An 18,054-nucleotide genomic window follows, 5' to 3' on the forward strand; every position below is an offset into this window, starting at 1 on the left:
TAAGTAAAACCGCTATTTTGTCACACCCACGCCGAGAATGAACCTTCCTGGTGTAATATCCCTGCTGATCCCCTGCTGTATGGTTAAAAAAGGAACCAAAAAGGATGCTTTTTACGCTGAAGAAAGTGATTGGCGGTATGATGCTGCCACTTCCGCTAATGCTCATTATCATGGGTATAGGCCTGGCGCTGCTCTGGTTTAGCCGCTTTCAAAAAACAGGGAAAGTGTGCATTAGCCTGAGTTGGCTGGCACTGTTACTTCTAAGCTTGCAGCCCGTCGCCGACAGTCTGCTGAAACCGATTGAGGATAGCTATCCAACCTGGCAGGATACACAAAAAGTGGAATACATTGTGGTGCTGGGCGGAGGGTATACCTGGAATCCACAGTGGGCGCCGAGTTCAAACCTGATCAGCAACAGTCTTCCGCGTCTGAATGAAGGTATTCGCCTCTGGCGTGCTAACCCGGGATCGAAGCTTATCTTTACCGGCGCTGCGGCAAAGAGCAATAACGTCAGTACTGCAGAAGCGGGAGCCCGCGTAGCGCAGTCACTGGGTGTGCCGCCCGGTGATATCATCACGCTGGATAAACCTAAAGACACCGAAGAAGAAGCAACAGCGGTTAAGCAGGCCATCGGCAGCGCGCCGTTCTTGCTGGTGACCTCCGCATCGCACTTACCGCGAGCAATGATTTTCTTCCAACAAGCCGGACTACATCCGTTGCCCGCGCCAGCCAACCAGTTAGCGATTGACTCACCGCTTAATCCGTGGGAGCGCGCGATCCCCTCTCCCGTCTGGTTGATGCATAGCGATCGTGCTGGTTACGAAACGTTGGGGCGAATCTGGCAGTGGCTAAAGGGATCGGAACATTGACAGGAATGTTGCCTGATAGCGACACTAACGCGTCTTATCAGGCCTACGTGTTCAGCGCAGAATTGTAGGCCGGATAAGGCGTTCACATGTTCATCAGGCGAGCCACGGCAGCAGTGATTTCGTGGCCAGGTCAAAGTTAGATCGATTAAAACGTCCGGTGTTGACCAGTTGCGCCACCTCATCCCATAACACATACAGCCAGCGCCGCCAGATGAAGGACTCCGCCACGGGCGCGCGTTGCAGGTATTGCCAAAGCAGACTTTCCGCCAGCGCGTTATCCATTAAACGGAACAATTCATACTCTCTGGGTGCCCACAGCATCAATCCCGGTCCGACCATCGCCAGAAGCTGATCGCTACGGGCGTCTTTGAGCATGCTACGTAAACTAAAATTACCGTGGATCAGCACGCAGTTATCATTGAATCCTTCAAATAAAGCGGGCAAACACTCACGGGTACGAAACAGGATCCGCTTATCCTGCATCGTCAGCCCGGTATTGTTGAACTGATTTAACGTGGTCCACAACACTTCAACACGCTGACGATACCAGGATGGCCAGATATTCTCTTGCGTGTTATCCACCATTCCCACGCAGCCACGGCTATCCTGCCGATGCCATGACAGCAGACCTTCTACGATCTGATCTTTTAAATGCTCCCAGCGTTCGGGCGTTCGGGCTGGCGCTTCCACCGGCACGCCACGTAAACGCTCAAGCAGTAGCACATCGGGACCGGGATGCTCCTCGTGGGTTAAGACCCCATAAATGACGGGCATTCGCACCGTACCACTGCGCGCCAACATGGAGGTTTTCCATGCCAGCTGCTGCGCCATACCTGGCGTGGTGAAACTTCTCGCCATCAGCGGCATCGGATTTCCCTGGCTGTCGTACAGTGACCACAGGGCCGTATCCACTTTTTCATTCACGCATTCTATACGACTGAGTTTTTCGCCCAGCAGGTGGCTGAGTTCGGCACGCAACTGTTCCATTTCAGATTGCCCTCATAAATGCTACTGCTTTCATAATGAGCGTCGTGCAGACAGATGTCACCCGGATGAGATCAATTGATGAAAAGAAAAGTGGAGGGAAAGCGCAACGATACGACACTCCTCCCAAAAATACGCCTCAATATGGGGGAGTGTCGTGAGAAAAACTAATGCATCTCGGCGCGAACGCGCTCAAGATCTTCGGCAGTGTCTACGCCGGTACCCGGGACTTCTTTTGCGACGGCAACGTGAATTTTTTCGCCGTACCACAGCACTCGCAGCTGCTCCAGCATTTCGATATGCTCAAGCGGGCTAGGCTGCCAGTTAACATAGCGGCGAATAAAACCGGCGCGATAGCCGTAAATGCCCAGATGGCGCAGGAAGGTGTCCCCCACCGTTTCCAGACTTTTGGCGAAACGATCGCGATCCCATGGGATGGTCGCGCGTGAAAAATAGAGAGCATATCCTTCAGCGTCCAACACGACTTTTACCGCATTCGGATTAAATGCCTCTTCCGCACTGTGAATCGGAGCCGCAAGAGTCGCCATACCGACCTGACGTTGCGCCAGATTCTCAGCCACCTGGCGAATAATGACCGCAGGAATCATCGGCTCATCACCCTGTACGTTCACAATAACGGTATCATCGCTAAAACCACATTTCTCGACGACTTCCGCCAGGCGCTCCGTACCAGACTGGTGATCGGCGCGAGTCATGCACACTTCGCCACCCACCGCTTCTACCGCGCGAGCGACATCCTCGTGATCGGTGGCAACGATGATACGTTCAGCGCCAGATTCACGCGCACGCTCCAGTACATGCACGATCATCGGTTTACCGTTGATATCCAGCAACGGCTTACCCGGCAGACGTGTGGACGCATAACGCGCAGGAATAATGACCACAAAACTCATGATTTACTCTCATCAGCAGTCAGAACGCGGGCCTCGGTTTCCAGTAACACGGGAATGCCATCACGCAGTGGGAAAGCAAGGTTATCCAGTTTACAAATCAGTTCCTGTTTTTCCTGGTTAAACCAGAGTTTGCCATTGCATACCGGGCAGGCAATGATTTCAAGCAGACGATGATCCATAGTTCCTCCAGATGGACCGGATTGTGAATCCGTAAATATTAACATAATCGCTTAAAGGGCTGGGTCTATTTCCCAACCATGGCGTGCATCAGCAAATAAACCTTCAGGATAACGTCCCAGCGTCACGCGTGTTGCCTGTTGCCAGCGGGCAAAATCGTCAATCGCCTGAAACAATCCTTTTTGCAACGTCACTCCAGGCTTAACCCCATCCTGTAACCACAGCGAAATAACGTCCAGCACACCTGTTTTGCGGTGCATTTTGGCATCCATCCGCCCAACCAACTGTCCACGATGCAGCAACGGCAAGACAAAATAACCATACTGACGTTTCGGTGCTGGCGTGTAACACTCCAGCCGATAGCTAAAATCGAATAGCTGCTCTGCCCGTTTACGATCCCAGACCACCGGATCAAAAGGTGATAATACTGCACTGTGAGTCGCCGTTAATTTGCCCGCCAGCGCCTGTTCAAGCAGCGGCTGAAGGTGGCTATGCAGCCACAAAGTTCCCAGCCCTTCAACGTCGACAGGAATAATCTGCTGCTGTTCCGCCCGTTCGTTGCACCAGTTTTTTAGCGCCGGGCGCTTCAGGCGGTAGTAGTCTGCCAGCCATTGTTCGCGGAAAATCCCCAGACTGCGGGCGCTGTTATCCAGCATGACACTTTCCGCATCTTCCTGCGAAAGTGGGTCGCGTTCATCGTCCCAGTGCGGCATGACGCGATGGGTTAAATCATACACTCGCTGGAAATTACGCCGTTCCACGACCATCACTTTCCCGGCGGTAAACAACCCTTCAAGATGACGCTTCTGCGGTTTCCATTCCCACCAGCCGCTGGTCCCTTTGCGTGGATGCTCAAAATCAGCTGAGCGTACCGGCCCGTTATGCTGGATGTGCTGGAGCAGTTGCTCAATATCATGCGCATGTTCTTTCATCCACGCCGCTTTATATTTCCAGCCCATATTCTCCGGGGCCAGCATGCGGTGACGTATCAGCATAAAATCGCTGCGCGGCAAAAAACAGGCCTCGTGCGCCCAGTATTCCATCAGTTCGCCCTGCTGTAACGAGTCGTCCAGCCATTGGGGGGAATAATCGCCTAAACGACTAAACAGCACCAGGTAAGGACTGCGCGCCACAATATTGATGGTGTCGATTTGCAGTAACGACATGCGCGAAATGGTCGCGAGAATATCTGCCGGGGTTGCCCGGCGGCGTGTTTTTTTCAGCAGGCCTTGAGCAGCAAGGTGAAGATGACGGGCATCCGTCAGAGAAAGGCGCGGCAACGACATTTATGGCCTCATAAATGATTCGCTGCCGCAGCGTGAATCAGTTAGCGAGTCAGCGAGATTAAGCTATTCAGCAATACATCAGGCCGATCGCCTGACAAATGTGCATCAACAGGTAAATACCACCAGTTTTCATCGGCAAATTCCCGGCACTTAACCGCATCTTTTTCCGTCATGACCAGCGTTTGCCCGGCGTCTACAAACGCACTGACGTCACTGTAGGTCAGAGACTGATGGTCTGCCAGCGCAATGCTTTTTTGCACGCTAGCACCACATGCTTTCAGCGTGGCAAAAAAACGCGGTGGATGACCAATGCCCGCCATGGCGACAATATTGGACAATTGCGCCACACCACGGCGTTCACCTGTACGTAAATTAACGGCCAGCCCCGGTTCAAGTCGCATAGGGATTTCCCCTGGTTGCGCAACGCCACCGTTAACAATAGTCGCATCCACCGATTTAAGGCGACCTTCGCGTTCCCGCATTGGACCAGCGGGAAGCCACCAGCCGTTGCCAAACCGACGTTCGCCGTCAATGACTACGATTTCAACATCTCGCGCCAGACGATAGTGCTGTAGTCCATCGTCCGTCACAATAATCTGCACGTCGTGTTGGGCCAAAATGGCTTTTACCGCATCCGATCTTACCGGGGATACCGCTACCGGCACGCCGGTACGTTGGGCGATCAGCACAGGTTCATCGCCCGCTTCTGCGGTAGTAGTATCAGCAGTTAGCAACAGCGGGTAAGCAGTCGCTTTCCCGCCATAACCACGCGACACCACACCCACGCGAATCCCGCGTTGTCGCAGTTGTTCAACCAACCAAATCACCACCGGCGTTTTACCGTTTCCGCCCGCAGTAAGGTTTCCGACCACCACTACTGGGACTGGCGCGCGCCATGCGCGTTTAAGCCCCAACTTGTAGCATAAGCGGATCGCGCCACTCACCAGGCCATACAGCCAGGAGAGTGGAAGTAACAATCGCCACAGCGGCGATTCACCAGACCAGATACGTGCGATCATTGACCAAATTGCATTTTGTGTAATTGCGCATACACCCCGCGCTGCTCAATCAGCTCGCTATGGGTTCCGCGTTCGACAATCAGACCATCCTCCACCACGATGATTTCGTCGGCTTGTTCAATGGTTGAAAGACGGTGAGCAATGACCAGAGAAGTACGGTTTTTCTGTAGCTCATCCAGCGCAGACTGAATCGCGCGTTCAGATTCAGTATCAAGAGCCGATGTTGCTTCATCAAGGATCAGTATTGGGCTGTCACGCAACAAGGCACGGGCGATAGCGATACGCTGACGTTGTCCGCCGGAAAGCAGGACGCCGTTTTCACCAATCACCGTATCCAGGCCATTATCCATCTTGTTGATGAAATCCATGGCGTAGGCCATCTGTGCCGCTTTTTCGATCTGCTCACGGCTGTACATATCGGTACGCGCGTAGGCGATGTTGTTGGCAACCGTATCGTTAAACAAGTGCACATTCTGCGAAACCAACGCAACCTGATCGCGCAGTGATGCCAGGGTATATTCGCGCAGATCGTGTCCGTCCATCAGAATCTGCCCTTCATCAATATCGTAGAAGCGCGTAATCAGGCTGGCGAGAGTGGATTTCCCTGAGCCCGAACGGCCAACCAGAGCAACGGTTTTACCCGCTGGAATATTCAGGTTGATGTTACGTAGAGCCGGTACTTCACGTCCAGGATAAGTGAAAGTCACGTTGCGGAACTCGAGATCGCCGGTAGCACGATCGATCACACGTTTACCTTCATCTTTCTCCTGTTCGCTATCCAGAATCGTAAATAAGGTCTGGCATGCCGCCATACCGCGCTGGAACTGCGCGTTGACGTTGGTCAGCGATTTCAACGGACGCATTAATGCGATCATTGAGGAGAAGACAACCGTAATTGTCCCTGCTGTCAGGTTTTCCATTACGCTTGGGAAGCTAGCCGCATATAACACGAAGGCCAGTGCCAAAGACGCAATCAGCTGGATGATAGGGTCGGAGATAGAAGAAGCGGAAACCATCTTCATACCCTGCAAACGCATCTTGTTGCTGACCTTATCAAAGCGCTTGGTTTCGACTTCCTGACCACCAAAAATCAGAACTTCTTTGTGGCCTTTCAGCATCTGCTCCGCACTGGTCGTAACCTGACCCATGGTGTTTTGCATGTTTTTACTGATGCTACGAAAGCGCTTGGAAACCACACGGATTGCCACTGACACAATTGGCGCCAGTACAATCAGGATCAGTGACAGCTGCCAGCTGTAATAGAACATCATGATAAAAAGGCCAATAATTGAGGCCCCTTCACGCACCACGGTGATCAGCGCGCCGGAAGACGATGACGCAACCTGTTCTGAATCATAGGTAATACGCGATAACAATGTCCCTGTAGACTGTTTATCAAAAAAGGAGACGGGCATGCCCATCATATGGCCAAACAGGCGGCGGCGCATGGTCATGACCACTTTGCCTGACACCCATGAGATACAGTAGCTGGAGACATAGCTGGTTAAGCCACGAACTATCATCAGCCCAATGACCACCAGCGGCATCCACAGCAGCACCGAGCGATCCGTTTTACCAAAACCATCATCCAGTAATGGTTTAAGGAGCGATAACATGAAGGTATCGCTGGCCGCGTTAAGGACTAACGCTATACCCGCCACGATCAGACCCGATTTAAAAGGCGCTATGGTTGGCCATAGTCGGCGAAACGTCTGCCACGTAGAGAGATCTTTATCGTTATGCATTCAAAAAACCAGCATTTGTTAGAATAGCCGCATATTCTACCCGTTATCCTCCGACACGCCAAACCACTGATGATACCAACGAGGTAAAATCTGATCCCGCATGCTGCGTATGCGCCAGTTTTTTTGATAAAAATCCAGCGTAATCTGTCCCTGATGGGGGGTATCCAGCCATTGATAATTTTGTTGCCGATAACGTTGCTTAACTTTCCAGGACGGCAGACGCCAGGCGTTGTAACGGGATGCAGAGGCGAGTGCGACCTGCCCGTCAACCCGCTGAATGAGTGCCAGTGATGATGAAGTATTGCTGCCATGATGTGGAACCTGCATCACCGTCGACTGTAGGTGCTGCCAATAGTGACTTAGCATTTTTTGTTCAGCAGGAGATTCGATATCACCGGTCAGCAGAATACTCTGATATCCGTCATCGACCTTAACCACGCAGGAGTGGTTATTCCCCTGGTCTGTATTTCCACGCACAGGCCAGTGCGCACTAAAGGTTAACCCTTGCCATTGCCAATGCTCTCCGCGAAAACACGGGAGATGACCTTTCCAGCTCAGCGGACTTCTTACCCATAGCGACGGCCAGGCTTGTTGTAAGGAGTGCAACCCGCCGCGGTGATCCATGTGCTCATGGCTTAAAATAATTCCTTCTGGCTCCAGATTATGCCAACGCAACCAGGGAATAATCAGCTGTTGTGCGCTATCGCCTTCAGGCCATGCCAGACCGGTATCGTAAAGCAGTGCTTTCCCATTTCGCGCGATCACCATCGCCAGCCCCTGCCCGACATCCAGCATATGCACTTGCCACACATCAGTACGCGGTGCACGCCAAAGCGGCCCACTCAGCAAAAGGAGCACAGAGAAACAGACCACCGGTAGCGTACGCAAGATATTTAGTCGCCATGCGATAATCATCATTCCGGGTAAAAATGCCAGCCATTGCCAGCGTGCATCAATATTGATCCACCCTTGAGGCAGACTTCTGAGCCCCCAAAATAGCAGCGCCAGAGAACGATCCGCTAGATACCACAGGCTTGATTCAACCATCACCGTCCCGGCTAAATGCACGATCATGCCTGCTAATATCAAGGGTACGGAAACAAACGTGACCAAAGGGACGGCAAACAAATTAGCCAGAAACGAGGTCAGACTAAAACCGTGAAACATTGCGATTTGCACGGGAAAAAGCAGAAGCGTAATACCCATTTGCAGATGCGCCAGCGCCAGAAATTGACGTCCAGCACGCGACAGCGACCAGTCCGGGAGCGGTACCCATTGGTACCAGAACAGCAGTGCCGCAACGGCGGATGCAGACAACCATAGGCTTTGCGAAAGAACAGCAACAGGATCCACCACCACGATGGCTGCCAGACAGCAGATCCAGACCGACCATCCACTCCACTGCCTGCCGCTAAGTCTCAGCGCCCCCCAGACTAGCAGCGCAACAACCGTTCGTAATGCCGGGGGTTGCAGCCCCGTCAGCCAGGCATAAAATGTGGCGCAGACAATCCCACCCACTAATGGCATCTGCCAGCAAATCCACCTTGTTGGCATAAAAAATTGTCCAGCACGTATCAATCCTGCGGTCAGTAATGCAGCAAACGCAATATGCAGCCCGGAGATAGCCATCAAATGAGCCGTACCGGTATCACGCATAATCGTTTTCACCTCTTGTGACACAGACAAGCGCTCCCCCATTCCCAGACCCAGTATGACCTGCTGCCAGGGATAGTCGGTGAGTTCCGTTTTCAGCGAGGCGAGATACCGCGAACGCAAACTGCATTGTGGTGTGATTACCGAAGCCTGCAAGAATCGTCCCGTCAGCAGTTGATGCTGCGCCAATGCGTAACGCTGGCTATCAAATCCGCCTTCGTTTAATTGACCGTGTACAGCGCGGACTTTCAACGTCATCGCCCATGTCTGACCCGCACAAACATCACCGGGTAAATACTGCCCGTACAAGACGATTCCTTGCGCAGGAAAGATTCGTTTCCCCTGAAGGTGAGTGATCTGGCCGTAGTGCGTTGTCATATTGTCAGTTCCGGTTATCCGCACAATGGCTTGCTGGGTTTTCGCAGGCAGCGTATTACCGGCCCACATAGCCTCTTTCGCGGCCAGGATTCCCCAAAGAAAAAACAGCAGGGTTAGTCCGGCGGAACGCATATATTTGTAGGGGAGAAAACAGAGCAGACATGCCAGACAAAATACAATGCCGATACACAACATGCCTGGCAGCATAGGTAATAGCATGAGTGGGAGAATGCCGAGTAATGCGCAGATACTCACCGTTGTTATTTTCATCAATCACCTCCCTGTTACAGGGAGTGTGCAGTACTCTTCGACGGTTGTCTGGCATCAATTTATCGTTATACGACCTGAGTTCCGCAGACATTTAGTGATGGTTGTAACGTACAAATTAACTGGGATGAGGATTCCAGGATAGGTGGACAGAAATGAAAAAAGCACCCATTTGGGTGCTTTTCTCGGCGTTAAGTCTCGCTAAAAACTTAACCGTAAATATTGGCGCGATCGCGCAGTTCTTTACCTGGTTTAAAGTGCGGAACGTATTTCCCTTCCAGATCCACTTTATCGCCGGTCTTCGGATTACGTCCGGTGCGTGGTGCGCGGTAATGCAAAGAGAAGCTGCCGAAACCGCGGATTTCAATACGCTCGCCCTGCGCAAGAGTCGAGGCCATATGTTCCAGCATCTCTTTAACTGCATCTTCAACCGCTTTCGCGGGAATATGAGGTTGCTGGGTTGCAAGTCTTTCAATCAATTCTGACTTGGTCATGATTCCTCCGGTTCCTTAAAGGCATAATTAGCTGCTGCATTGATTAAGGGCGGCCGTAGCCGCCCTTTGTCATTGATTACAGGACGAATCCTGTAATCTGTCAAGCTACTCGTCACCCTTTGTGCCGTTAACAGCACAAAGGATTTAGAGCACTCGATATTACTCGCCTTTAGCTGCTTTGAAAGCTTCAGCCATTGCGTTGTTAGAGAAGTTAGCATCTTCCTGTTTGTTAACAGTTGCGATTGCATCTTTCTCATCAGCTTCGTCTTTAGCACGAACAGACAGGCTGATTGCACGGTTCTTACGATCAACGCCGGTGAATTTAGCTTCAACGTCGTCGCCTACGCTCAGAACCAGAGTTGCATCTTCAACGCGGTCACGTGAAGCTTCAGAAGCGCGCAGATAACCTTCAACGCCGTCAGCCAGTTCTACGGTTGCGCCTTTAGCGTCAACTGCAGTGACTTTACCGTTTACGATTGCGCCTTTCTTGTTCAGTGCAACCCAGTTGTTGAACGGATCTTCTGCGAGCTGTTTAACGCCCAGAGAGATACGCTCACGCTCTGCGTCAACCTGCAGAACAACTGCTGCGATTTCGTCGCCTTTTTTGTATTCACGAACTGCTTCTTCGCCTGCAACGTTCCAGGAGATGTCAGACAGGTGAACCAGGCCGTCGATGCCGCCGTCCAGGCCGATGAAGATACCGAAGTCAGTGATAGACTTGATTTTACCTTCAACACGGTCACCCTTGTTGTGGGTTTCCGCGAACTGCTGCCATGGGTTGTTTTTGCACTGCTTCAGACCCAGGGAGATACGACGACGTTCTTCGTCGATATCCAGAACCATAACTTCCACTACATCGCCAACGTTAACAACTTTGGACGGGTGGATGTTTTTGTTGGTCCAATCCATTTCGGAAACGTGAACCAGGCCTTCAACGCCTTCTTCGATTTCAACGAAGCAGCCGTAGTCGGTCAGGTTGGTCACGCGACCAGTCAGTTTGGTACCTTCCGGATAACGCTTAGCGATAGCTACCCATGGATCTTCGCCCAGCTGTTTCAGGCCCAGAGATACACGAGTACGCTCGCGGTCGAACTTCAGCACTTTAACAGTGATTTCGTCGCCAACGTTTACGATTTCGCTCGGATGCTTAACGCGTTTCCATGCCATGTCGGTGATGTGCAGCAGGCCGTCAACGCCACCCAGATCAACGAATGCACCGTAGTCAGTGAGGTTCTTAACGATACCTTTAACTTCCATGCCTTCCTGCAGGTTTTCCAGCAGCTGATCGCGTTCTGCGCTGTTTTCGGATTCGATAACGGCACGACGGGAAACAACAACGTTGTTACGCTTCTGATCCAGCTTGATTACTTTGAATTCAAGCTCTTTGCCTTCCAGGTGCAGCGTGTCGCGGACCGGACGAACGTCTACCAGGGAACCCGGCAGGAACGCGCGAATACCATTCAGCTCAACAGTGAAGCCACCCTTGACTTTGCCATTGATAACACCAGTAACGGTTGCAGCTTCTTCGTAAGCTTTTTCCAGCGTGATCCAAGCTTCGTGACGTTTAGCTTTTTCACGGGACAGCAGGGTTTCACCGAAGCCGTCTTCTACTGCATCCAGAGCAACGTCAACTTCGTCACCAACCTGGATTTCCAGCTCGCCCTGGGCGTTTTTGAACTGCTCTGCCGGAATGGCGGACTCAGATTTCAGACCAGCGTCAACCAGTACTACGTCTTTGTCGATAGCAACAACAACACCACGAACGATGGAACCCGGACGGGTTTCGATTTCTTTTAAGGATTCTTCAAACAGTTGAGCAAAAGATTCAGTCATGTTTAATCTTCAGGTTTTATATTTAACGTCCACCTGGCTCCATGCCGGATGGGGTTGTTTAACATACCCGCTGTCAATCCATTGCAACGGGGGTACTGCAAATTCGGTCGCACTTAAGCGAGAGCCAGTTTTTGGCGCGCGTATTGTAACGCTTTTTCAATCACTTGCTCAATGCTTAATCGGGTTGAATCCAAAACTAAAGCATCAGCAGCGGGAACCAGCGGCGCTACAGCACGATTACGATCGCGATAATCGCGTTCTTCGATCTCGGCCAAAAGGCGTTCAAAGTTAACACTAAAGCCCTTCTCCTGCAACTGTAGCATACGTCTATGCGCACGTTCTTGCGAGGAGGCGTCCAGAAAAATTTTCACCGGCGCATCCGGGAACACCACGGTGCCCATATCACGTCCATCAGCAATCAGACCTGGGGATTCGCGAAATGCGCGTTGACGACGTAATAACGCTTCACGCACGCGGGGAAACGCCGCAACCTGAGAGGCTGCATTCGCTACTTCCTGAGTACGTATTTCACCGCTGACATCTTCACCTTCAAGAATGACTTCCAGGTTGCCGTCTGTTGAGATAAAACGCACATCAAGGTGTGAGGCAAGCGGTACCAGAGCATCTTCAGATGTGACATCAACATGGTGATGTAACGCTGCGAGCGCCAGTACGCGGTAGATCGCGCCTGAATCTAACAGATGCCACTGCAATGCTTCCGCCATTGCCTTGCACAAGGTGCCTTTACCTGCACCACTTGGGCCATCAATGGTAATAACCGGGGCAATTGCCGTCATCTTTTTCTCCTTAAACGGGCGTACATTAACGTGAACGCCGCGCATTATACGCGCCAACGCCAACGATCGTTATCTTTGTGTGAAAAATGCAGAATCATTGAAGCTGAGTGTAGAATAAATAGGCAATCGGAGATGTCAGAATGTGCCGCACCCGAAAGTGCGGCAATAAAATCAGGCAGATGTACTAATACGAGCCAACTGTTCGAAATAATCCGGGAAGGTTTTGGCGGTACATTTTGGGTCAAGAATGGTCACCGGCGTGTCAGACAGCGCCACCAGCGAGAAACACATCGCCATGCGGTGATCGTTGTAGGTCGCGATGTCCGCAAATTGCAATGTTGCAGGCGGGGTGATGCGGATAAAGTCATGCCCCTCTTCCACTTCCGCGCCCACTTTGCGTAACTCCGTCGCCATCGCGAACAGACGATCGGTCTCTTTGACGCGCCAGTTGTAGATATTACGTAATGTCGTGGTGCCTTTAGCGAACAGCGCCGCCGTTGCAATGGTCATCGCCGCATCAGGAATATGGTTCATATCCATATCCACTGCGTTCAACTCGCCGTGAGTACAGGCAATAAAATCGTCGCCCCATGTAATGGTTGCGCCCATTTTCTCCAGTACATCGGCAAAACGAATATCACCCTGCATGCTGTTGCGGCCAATCCCGGTAACTTTTACCGTACCGCCTTTAATAGCACCTGCCGCGAGGAAATAGGAAGCGGAAGAAGCATCACCTTCAACCAGGTATGCACCCGGTGACTGATACTGCTGCTGCCCCTTCACGACAAAGCGCTGGTAGTTTTGATTTTCAATTTCAACACCAAACGTTTTCATCAGGTTCAGTGTGATATCAATGTAAGGTTTGGATACCAGGTCACCTTTAATTGCGATCGTCGTATCCTGCGGCGCCAGCGGCGCAGTCATCAGCAACGCAGTGAGGAACTGGCTGGAAACGCTACCGTCTACCTCAACCTGGCCTCCGGTAAAGCCACCGCGCAGACGTAAAGGTGGATAGTTTTCCTGCTCCAGATAGTCAATTTTGGCTCCGCCCTGGCGCAGCGCATCAACCAGATGGCCAATCGGGCGCTCTTTCATGCGCGGTTCGCCCGTCAGCACGATGTCATTGCTGCCCAGACATAGCGCTGCGGCCAGCGGGCGCATTGCGGTTCCGGCGTTGCCAAGGAACAGCTCAACTGCACCTTCTACGTGCAACGCACCGCCATTGCCAATTATCTCGCAGCGGGTACGATCGGCAGAAAGGGTATAGCTAATCCCTAACGCATTCAGAGCATTGAGCATATGGCGAACATCATCGCTGTCCAGCAGATTGGTCAGGACAGTGGTGCCATTGGCTAATGCAGCCAGCAGCAAAGCGCGGTTAGAAACACTTTTGGATCCAGGCAGATTGATGGTGCCATCCACCCGCGCAATGGGTTGTAACGTCAGGGATTCCATGAAACTCGACTCTCAAAAACAGACATAAAAACCCCACAGACGGGCTGTGGGGATGAAAAGTACAGCAGATTAGCCGCGGCGGCGTTCGAAATCGACCATGAAATCGGTCAGTGCTTTAACACCTTCAAGCGGCATGGCATTGTAGATGGACGCACGCATACCGCCGACTACACGATGCCCTTTCAGCGCGTGCAGGCCCGCAGCAAAAGACTCTTCCAGGAACAGTTTATCCAATGCGCTATCAGCCAGCTGGAACGGTACGTTCATGCGTGAACGGTTAGATTTCGCCACATCGTTACGGTAGAAATCGCTGTTATCGATTACGCCGTAGAGCAATTCCGCTTTTTGCTGGTTAATTTTATCCATCGCATTAACACCGCCCTGCTTTTTCAGCCATTTAAAGACCAGGCCAGACAGATACCAGGCAAAGGTTGGCGGCGTATTGAACATGGAATCGTTGTCATTCAGCACGGTATAGTCGAGGATTGACGGGCATGAGACATGAGCTTTACCCAGCAAATCTTCACGGACGATGACAATCGTCAGACCGGCCGGGCCGATATTTTTCTGTGCCCCGGCATAAATTACGCCATAACGGCTAACGTCAAGCGGTGCGGAAAGAATGGTAGAAGACAGATCTGCCGTGACCACAACGTTGCTGGCAAAATTCGGCGTTTCATCGATCGCAATGCCATCGATGGTTTCGTTCGGGCAATAGTGCAGGTATGCCGCGTTATCAGAAAGTTGCCATTCACTCATCGGCTTAACAGCACGCAGGCCGTCCACGGTGACTTTGGCATCAATAACGTTTGGCGTGCAGTATTTTTTCGCTTCTTTAATTGCGCTGGCGGCCCAATAACCGGCATCGACGTAATCCGCGGTGGTTTTATCGCCCAGAATATTTAACGGGATACCCGCGAACTGCCCGCGACCACCGCCATGGCAGAACAACACTTTATAGTTGGAGGGGATGCTGAGAAGATCGCGAAAATCCTGCTCCGCTTCCTCTGCGACCTGGATGAATTCTTTGCCACGGTGGCTAATTTCCATCACTGACGTGCCAAGACCGTTCCAGTCACAAAGATCCTGTTGAGCCAGTTTAAGTACTTCTGCCGGTAACATTGCCGGACCTGAACTAAAATTGAAGACCTGAGCCATTTCCCCTCACCACGTTGTGTTGTTGTCCAATCAACATCCTGTCATTGACGATAATCCGGTGACAGACATTGGTATAAGTTATTCCTGTGGATATCGGTTTTATCATTCAGTGACACGCGCCGCAATGGGTAAAACTGGCAAGGGTAAAAATGTGTCATCGGTCACACAACAGAATCTATCGGATTGACGGGTAAAAACCGAGATTTTTGCTGTCAGGTAACCCGTTTTGCCCGACTGGCCTTCGACCATTCTGGATTTGCACAGCGCGGACATAATTGATGATCTCCGGCCTTCATTTGCACCACTTCGCTACAACGTATGCAGGCATAGTCCCCTGCTTCAGGTATTACTTTAAATCGTTGCGTACAACGTTTAGGCAGAATACTGAGCCCCGGCTTTACATCTTCATCGGCAAAGAAGTAGACGCTGATTTGCCCATTCGTCTCCAGAATAGCCAGTTTCACTTGTCCCAATTGCTCCACGCCGTTCAAACGCAGTTCCATAAAGAATTCAAATTCCGTCATATTGGCGCTATTGAGCTTTGACCATGCCAACTCGCCGTCTTCAATGATCACGACGGGTTTGCCCTCCAGAAGGTCCTCCATTTTTTCACTATGCGCCATTAGCCACATTACCAGCCGATACAGCACAGCAAGAGTAATAAAGACCACCAGCACCGGCAGCATCGGAACATCGTCATAAAACGCCACGTCTCCCGCCGCGGAACCCAGCGTAAGGATGATAAGGACTTCAAAAAGCGACATCTGGCGTACGCCACGACGTCCGGTGATTTTTAAAAACAGAAAAACCAATATAAAGGTGTAAAGGCTGCGTAGCGCAACTTCCCCCAGAAAATCCATGGGCACCTTATCAAGCGCCATACGGTGTAAATCGAAAGCTTTCATTAATATGCTCTAAACGTGATTGGCTGTAAGAAAGCATAGCCAATGCTTTTATTTACGCATGGGCTCCGGCGACGATAGCGCCGTTCATTGAAAACCCGTATCATTGCGCGCTTTCCGTACGACAAAAGTGATTTTCATGACGCAAACATTTATCCCCGGCAAAGATGCCGCTCTGGAAGACTCCATCGCTCGCTTCCAGCAAAAATTGCTCGACCTCGGTTTTCAAATTGAAGAAGCTTCGTGGTTGAATCCCGTCCCTAACGTCTGGTCTGTACATATTCGCGACAAAGAATGCGCGCTGTGCTTCACCAACGGTAAAGGCGCGACAAAAAAAGCGGCGCTGGCTTCTGCGCTGGGCGAATACTTTGAGCGTCTGTCGACTAACTACTTCTTTGCAGATTTCTGGCTGGGCGAAACTATCGCCAATGGCCCCTTCGTACATTACCCGAACGAAAAATGGTTCCCGCTGACTGAAGAAGACGATGTTCCAGAAGGTTTACTGGATGCGCGTCTGCGTGCATTTTACGATCCAGATAACGAACTGACCGGCAGCATGCTTATCGATCTACAGTCTGGTAATGAAGAGCGTGGCGTCTGTGGCCTGCCGTTTACCCGCCAGTCTGATAACCAGACCGTCTACATTCCGATGAATATTATCGGCAACCTGTATGTTTCTAACGGCATGTCTGCGGGTAACACACCTAACGAAGCTCGCGTTCAGGGCCTGTCTGAAGTCTTTGAGCGCCATGTGAAGAACCGTATTATCGCCGAAAGTATCAGCCTGCCGGAAATCCCGGCCGAGGTGATGGCGCGCTATCCGGCAGTGGTGGAGTCCATCGCCACACTGGAAGCGGAAGGTTTCCCGATTTTTGCCTACGATGGCTCGCTGGGCGGCAAGTATCCGGTGATTTGCGTTGTCCTGTTCAACCCGGCCAACGGTACCTGCTTTGCCTCCTTCGGCGCACACCCGGATTTCGGCGTTGCGCTGGAGCGTACCGTGACTGAACTGCTGCAGGGCCGTGGTCTGAAGGATCTTGATGTCTTCACCCCTCCGACCTTCGACGATGAGGAAGTGGCAGAACATACCAACCTTGAAACTCACTTCATCGATTCCAGCGGTCTGATCTCCTGGGATCTGTTCAAGCAGGATGCCGACTATCCGTTCGTTGACTGGAATTTCTCCGGCACCACGGAAGAAGAGTTCGCCACCCTGATGGCCATCTTCAATGCTGAAGATAAAGAAGTGTATATCGCTGACTATGAGCACCTGGGCGTTTACGCGTGCCGCATTATTGTTCCGGGAATGTCTGACATCTATCCGGCAGAAGATCTGTGGTTAGCCAACAACGCTATGGGCACCCATCTGCGTGACACCATTCTCTCTCTGCCAGGCAGTGAGTGGGATAAAGAAGACTACCTCAATCTGATTGAACAGTTGGATGAAGAAGGTTTTGACGACTTCACCCGCGTGCGCGAGCTGCTCGGTCTGGCGACCGGTGCGGATAACGGTTGGTACACCCTGCGTATTGGCGAGCTTAAAGTGATGCTGGCGCTGGCCGGTGGCGATCTGGAGCAGGCCCTGGTGTGGACCGAATGGACGATGGAATTTAACGCCTCCGTCTTTAGCGCGGAACGTGCAAACTACTATCGCTGCCTGCAAACTTTGTTGCTGCTGTCTCAGGAAGAAGACCGTCAGCCGCTGCAGTATCTGAACGCATTCGTCCGCATGTACGGCGCTGAGGCGGTTGAAGCGGCAAGTGCGGCACTGAGTGGTGAAGCGCCGTTTTATGGACTTCAGCCAGTAGACAGCGATCTGCACGCATTCCCGGCACATCAGTCTCTGCTGAAAGCCTATGAGAAATTGCAACGCGCGAAAGCGGCACACTGGTCAAAATAGTGACAAACAACTTGCCTCGAGTAGGCTAAATGTATTGTCTGAGCTATATTACGGGGCGCTTAAAGCGCCCCGTTTTTTATTTTGGTCAGACCAAAAAATAAATGTAAAAGCAAGGTTAAATATTAGTAGTTGATATTAAAAAAATTAGCTTATTAATGTGGTTTTTTATCTCAATTACTCCATTTTAATTAACCGTCCCATAGGAGGCTGAAAGAAAAAATTC

The 18,054-nt window shown here is 51.5% G+C and carries 15 protein-coding genes; 2 read left to right on the plus strand and 13 right to left on the minus strand.

Annotation, left to right across the window (positions count from 1 at the left end):
• Positions 1 to 104 precede the first annotated feature (104 nt).
• The gene (elyC, locus tag BZK40_RS15490) at positions 105 to 869 is read left to right on the plus strand and encodes an envelope biogenesis factor ElyC (protein ID WP_057067095.1); all 765 of its coding nucleotides are present in this window, start codon (positions 105 to 107) and stop codon (positions 867 to 869) included.
• A gap of 93 nt (positions 870 to 962) precedes the next feature.
• Here elyC and BZK40_RS15495 read toward each other — a convergent pair whose 3' ends face one another.
• The 13 genes from BZK40_RS15495 to BZK40_RS15555 all read right to left on the minus strand — a co-directional run bounded on the left by BZK40_RS15495 (position 963) and on the right by BZK40_RS15555 (position 15,934).
• Positions 963 to 1,856, minus strand: coding sequence for a YcbJ family phosphotransferase (locus BZK40_RS15495; protein WP_003831934.1), 894 nt, complete (start codon positions 1,854 to 1,856; stop codon positions 963 to 965).
• A 164-nt stretch (positions 1,857 to 2,020) separates the two neighbouring features.
• The gene (gene kdsB, locus BZK40_RS15500) at positions 2,021 to 2,767 is read right to left on the minus strand and encodes a 3-deoxy-manno-octulosonate cytidylyltransferase (protein ID WP_003831932.1); all 747 of its coding nucleotides are present in this window, start codon (positions 2,765 to 2,767) and stop codon (positions 2,021 to 2,023) included.
• Complete coding sequence (gene ycaR / locus BZK40_RS15505; protein ID WP_003035793.1) at positions 2,764 to 2,946, minus strand: protein YcaR; 183 nt, start codon at positions 2,944 to 2,946, stop codon at positions 2,764 to 2,766. Before ycaR ends, kdsB begins: the two co-directional genes overlap by 4 nt.
• 51 nt (positions 2,947 to 2,997) lie before the next feature.
• On the minus strand, positions 2,998 to 4,230 hold the full coding sequence (locus BZK40_RS15510) for a winged helix-turn-helix domain-containing protein (protein WP_048235713.1): 1,233 nt from the start codon (positions 4,228 to 4,230) through the stop codon (positions 2,998 to 3,000).
• Positions 4,231 to 4,271: 41 nt separating this feature from the next.
• Positions 4,272 to 5,249 carry a tetraacyldisaccharide 4'-kinase gene (lpxK, locus tag BZK40_RS15515; protein ID WP_079934926.1) on the minus strand — a complete coding sequence of 326 codons (978 nt, stop codon included), beginning with the start codon at positions 5,247 to 5,249 and terminating at the stop codon, positions 4,272 to 4,274.
• Complete coding sequence (gene msbA, locus BZK40_RS15520) at positions 5,246 to 6,994, minus strand: lipid A ABC transporter ATP-binding protein/permease MsbA (RefSeq protein ID WP_079934927.1); 1,749 nt, start codon at positions 6,992 to 6,994, stop codon at positions 5,246 to 5,248. Before msbA ends, lpxK begins: the two co-directional genes overlap by 4 nt.
• Positions 6,995 to 7,030: 36 nt before the next feature.
• On the minus strand, positions 7,031 to 9,295 hold the full coding sequence (locus tag BZK40_RS15525; RefSeq protein ID WP_079934928.1) for a ComEC family protein: 2,265 nt from the start codon (positions 9,293 to 9,295) through the stop codon (positions 7,031 to 7,033).
• 206 nt (positions 9,296 to 9,501) lie between these two features.
• Entirely contained in the window at positions 9,502 to 9,786 is a 285-nt protein-coding gene (gene ihfB / locus BZK40_RS15530) for an integration host factor subunit beta (protein ID WP_003035780.1), read from the minus strand.
• A gap of 159 nt (positions 9,787 to 9,945) precedes the next feature.
• Positions 9,946 to 11,619 carry a 30S ribosomal protein S1 gene (rpsA, locus tag BZK40_RS15535; protein WP_003035776.1) on the minus strand — a complete coding sequence of 558 codons (1,674 nt, stop codon included), beginning with the start codon at positions 11,617 to 11,619 and terminating at the stop codon, positions 9,946 to 9,948.
• Positions 11,620 to 11,732: 113 nt separating this feature from the next.
• The gene (gene cmk, locus BZK40_RS15540) at positions 11,733 to 12,416 is read right to left on the minus strand and encodes a (d)CMP kinase (protein WP_003831921.1); all 684 of its coding nucleotides are present in this window, start codon (positions 12,414 to 12,416) and stop codon (positions 11,733 to 11,735) included.
• Between the two features lie 171 nt (positions 12,417 to 12,587).
• On the minus strand, positions 12,588 to 13,871 hold the full coding sequence (gene aroA, locus BZK40_RS15545; protein WP_079934929.1) for a 3-phosphoshikimate 1-carboxyvinyltransferase: 1,284 nt from the start codon (positions 13,869 to 13,871) through the stop codon (positions 12,588 to 12,590).
• Positions 13,872 to 13,940: 69 nt separating this feature from the next.
• Positions 13,941 to 15,029, minus strand: a complete 1,089-nt coding sequence (gene serC / locus BZK40_RS15550) for a 3-phosphoserine/phosphohydroxythreonine transaminase (RefSeq protein ID WP_032942886.1) — start codon at positions 15,027 to 15,029, stop codon at positions 13,941 to 13,943.
• 212 nt (positions 15,030 to 15,241) lie between these two features.
• Positions 15,242 to 15,934 (minus strand): DUF421 domain-containing protein, encoded by a 693-nt coding sequence (locus tag BZK40_RS15555; RefSeq protein ID WP_008784261.1) that lies wholly within the window; start codon positions 15,932 to 15,934, stop codon positions 15,242 to 15,244.
• 136 nt (positions 15,935 to 16,070) lie between these two features.
• On the opposite strand from BZK40_RS15555, the gene ycaO reads away from it, so the two are divergent.
• Positions 16,071 to 17,831, plus strand: coding sequence for a 30S ribosomal protein S12 methylthiotransferase accessory factor YcaO (gene ycaO, locus BZK40_RS15560; protein ID WP_020996515.1), 1,761 nt, complete (start codon positions 16,071 to 16,073; stop codon positions 17,829 to 17,831).
• The last annotated feature ends 223 nt before the right edge of the window (positions 17,832 to 18,054 follow it).

This window comes from Citrobacter portucalensis, from assembly GCF_002042885.1.
Classification (GTDB): domain Bacteria; phylum Pseudomonadota; class Gammaproteobacteria; order Enterobacterales; family Enterobacteriaceae; genus Citrobacter; species Citrobacter portucalensis.

Excerpts from the sequence above, each read along its gene's own strand:
- serC (WP_032942886.1), bottom strand. The coding sequence starts at position 15,029 with ATGGCTCAGGTCTTCAATTTTAGTTCAGGTCCGGCAATGTTACCGGCA.
- BZK40_RS15495 (WP_003831934.1), bottom strand. The coding sequence starts at position 1,856 with ATGGAACAGTTGCGTGCCGAACTCAGCCACCTGCTGGGCGAAAAACTC.
- ihfB (WP_003035780.1), bottom strand. The coding sequence starts at position 9,786 with ATGACCAAGTCAGAATTGATTGAAAGACTTGCAACCCAGCAACCTCAT.
- ycaO (WP_020996515.1), top strand. The coding sequence starts at position 16,071 with ATGACGCAAACATTTATCCCCGGCAAAGATGCCGCTCTGGAAGACTCC.
- lpxK (WP_079934926.1), bottom strand. The coding sequence starts at position 5,249 with ATGATCGCACGTATCTGGTCTGGTGAATCGCCGCTGTGGCGATTGTTA.
- ycaR (WP_003035793.1), bottom strand. The coding sequence starts at position 2,946 with ATGGATCATCGTCTGCTTGAAATCATTGCCTGCCCGGTATGCAATGGC.
- aroA (WP_079934929.1), bottom strand. The coding sequence starts at position 13,871 with ATGGAATCCCTGACGTTACAACCCATTGCGCGGGTGGATGGCACCATC.
- BZK40_RS15555 (WP_008784261.1), bottom strand. The coding sequence starts at position 15,934 with ATGAAAGCTTTCGATTTACACCGTATGGCGCTTGATAAGGTGCCCATG.
- BZK40_RS15525 (WP_079934928.1), bottom strand. The coding sequence starts at position 9,295 with ATGAAAATAACAACGGTGAGTATCTGCGCATTACTCGGCATTCTCCCA.
- msbA (WP_079934927.1), bottom strand. The coding sequence starts at position 6,994 with ATGCATAACGATAAAGATCTCTCTACGTGGCAGACGTTTCGCCGACTA.
- rpsA (WP_003035776.1), bottom strand. The coding sequence starts at position 11,619 with ATGACTGAATCTTTTGCTCAACTGTTTGAAGAATCCTTAAAAGAAATC.
- cmk (WP_003831921.1), bottom strand. The coding sequence starts at position 12,416 with ATGACGGCAATTGCCCCGGTTATTACCATTGATGGCCCAAGTGGTGCA.
- BZK40_RS15510 (WP_048235713.1), bottom strand. The coding sequence starts at position 4,230 with ATGTCGTTGCCGCGCCTTTCTCTGACGGATGCCCGTCATCTTCACCTT.
- kdsB (WP_003831932.1), bottom strand. The coding sequence starts at position 2,767 with ATGAGTTTTGTGGTCATTATTCCTGCGCGTTATGCGTCCACACGTCTG.
- elyC (WP_057067095.1), top strand. The coding sequence starts at position 105 with ATGCTTTTTACGCTGAAGAAAGTGATTGGCGGTATGATGCTGCCACTT.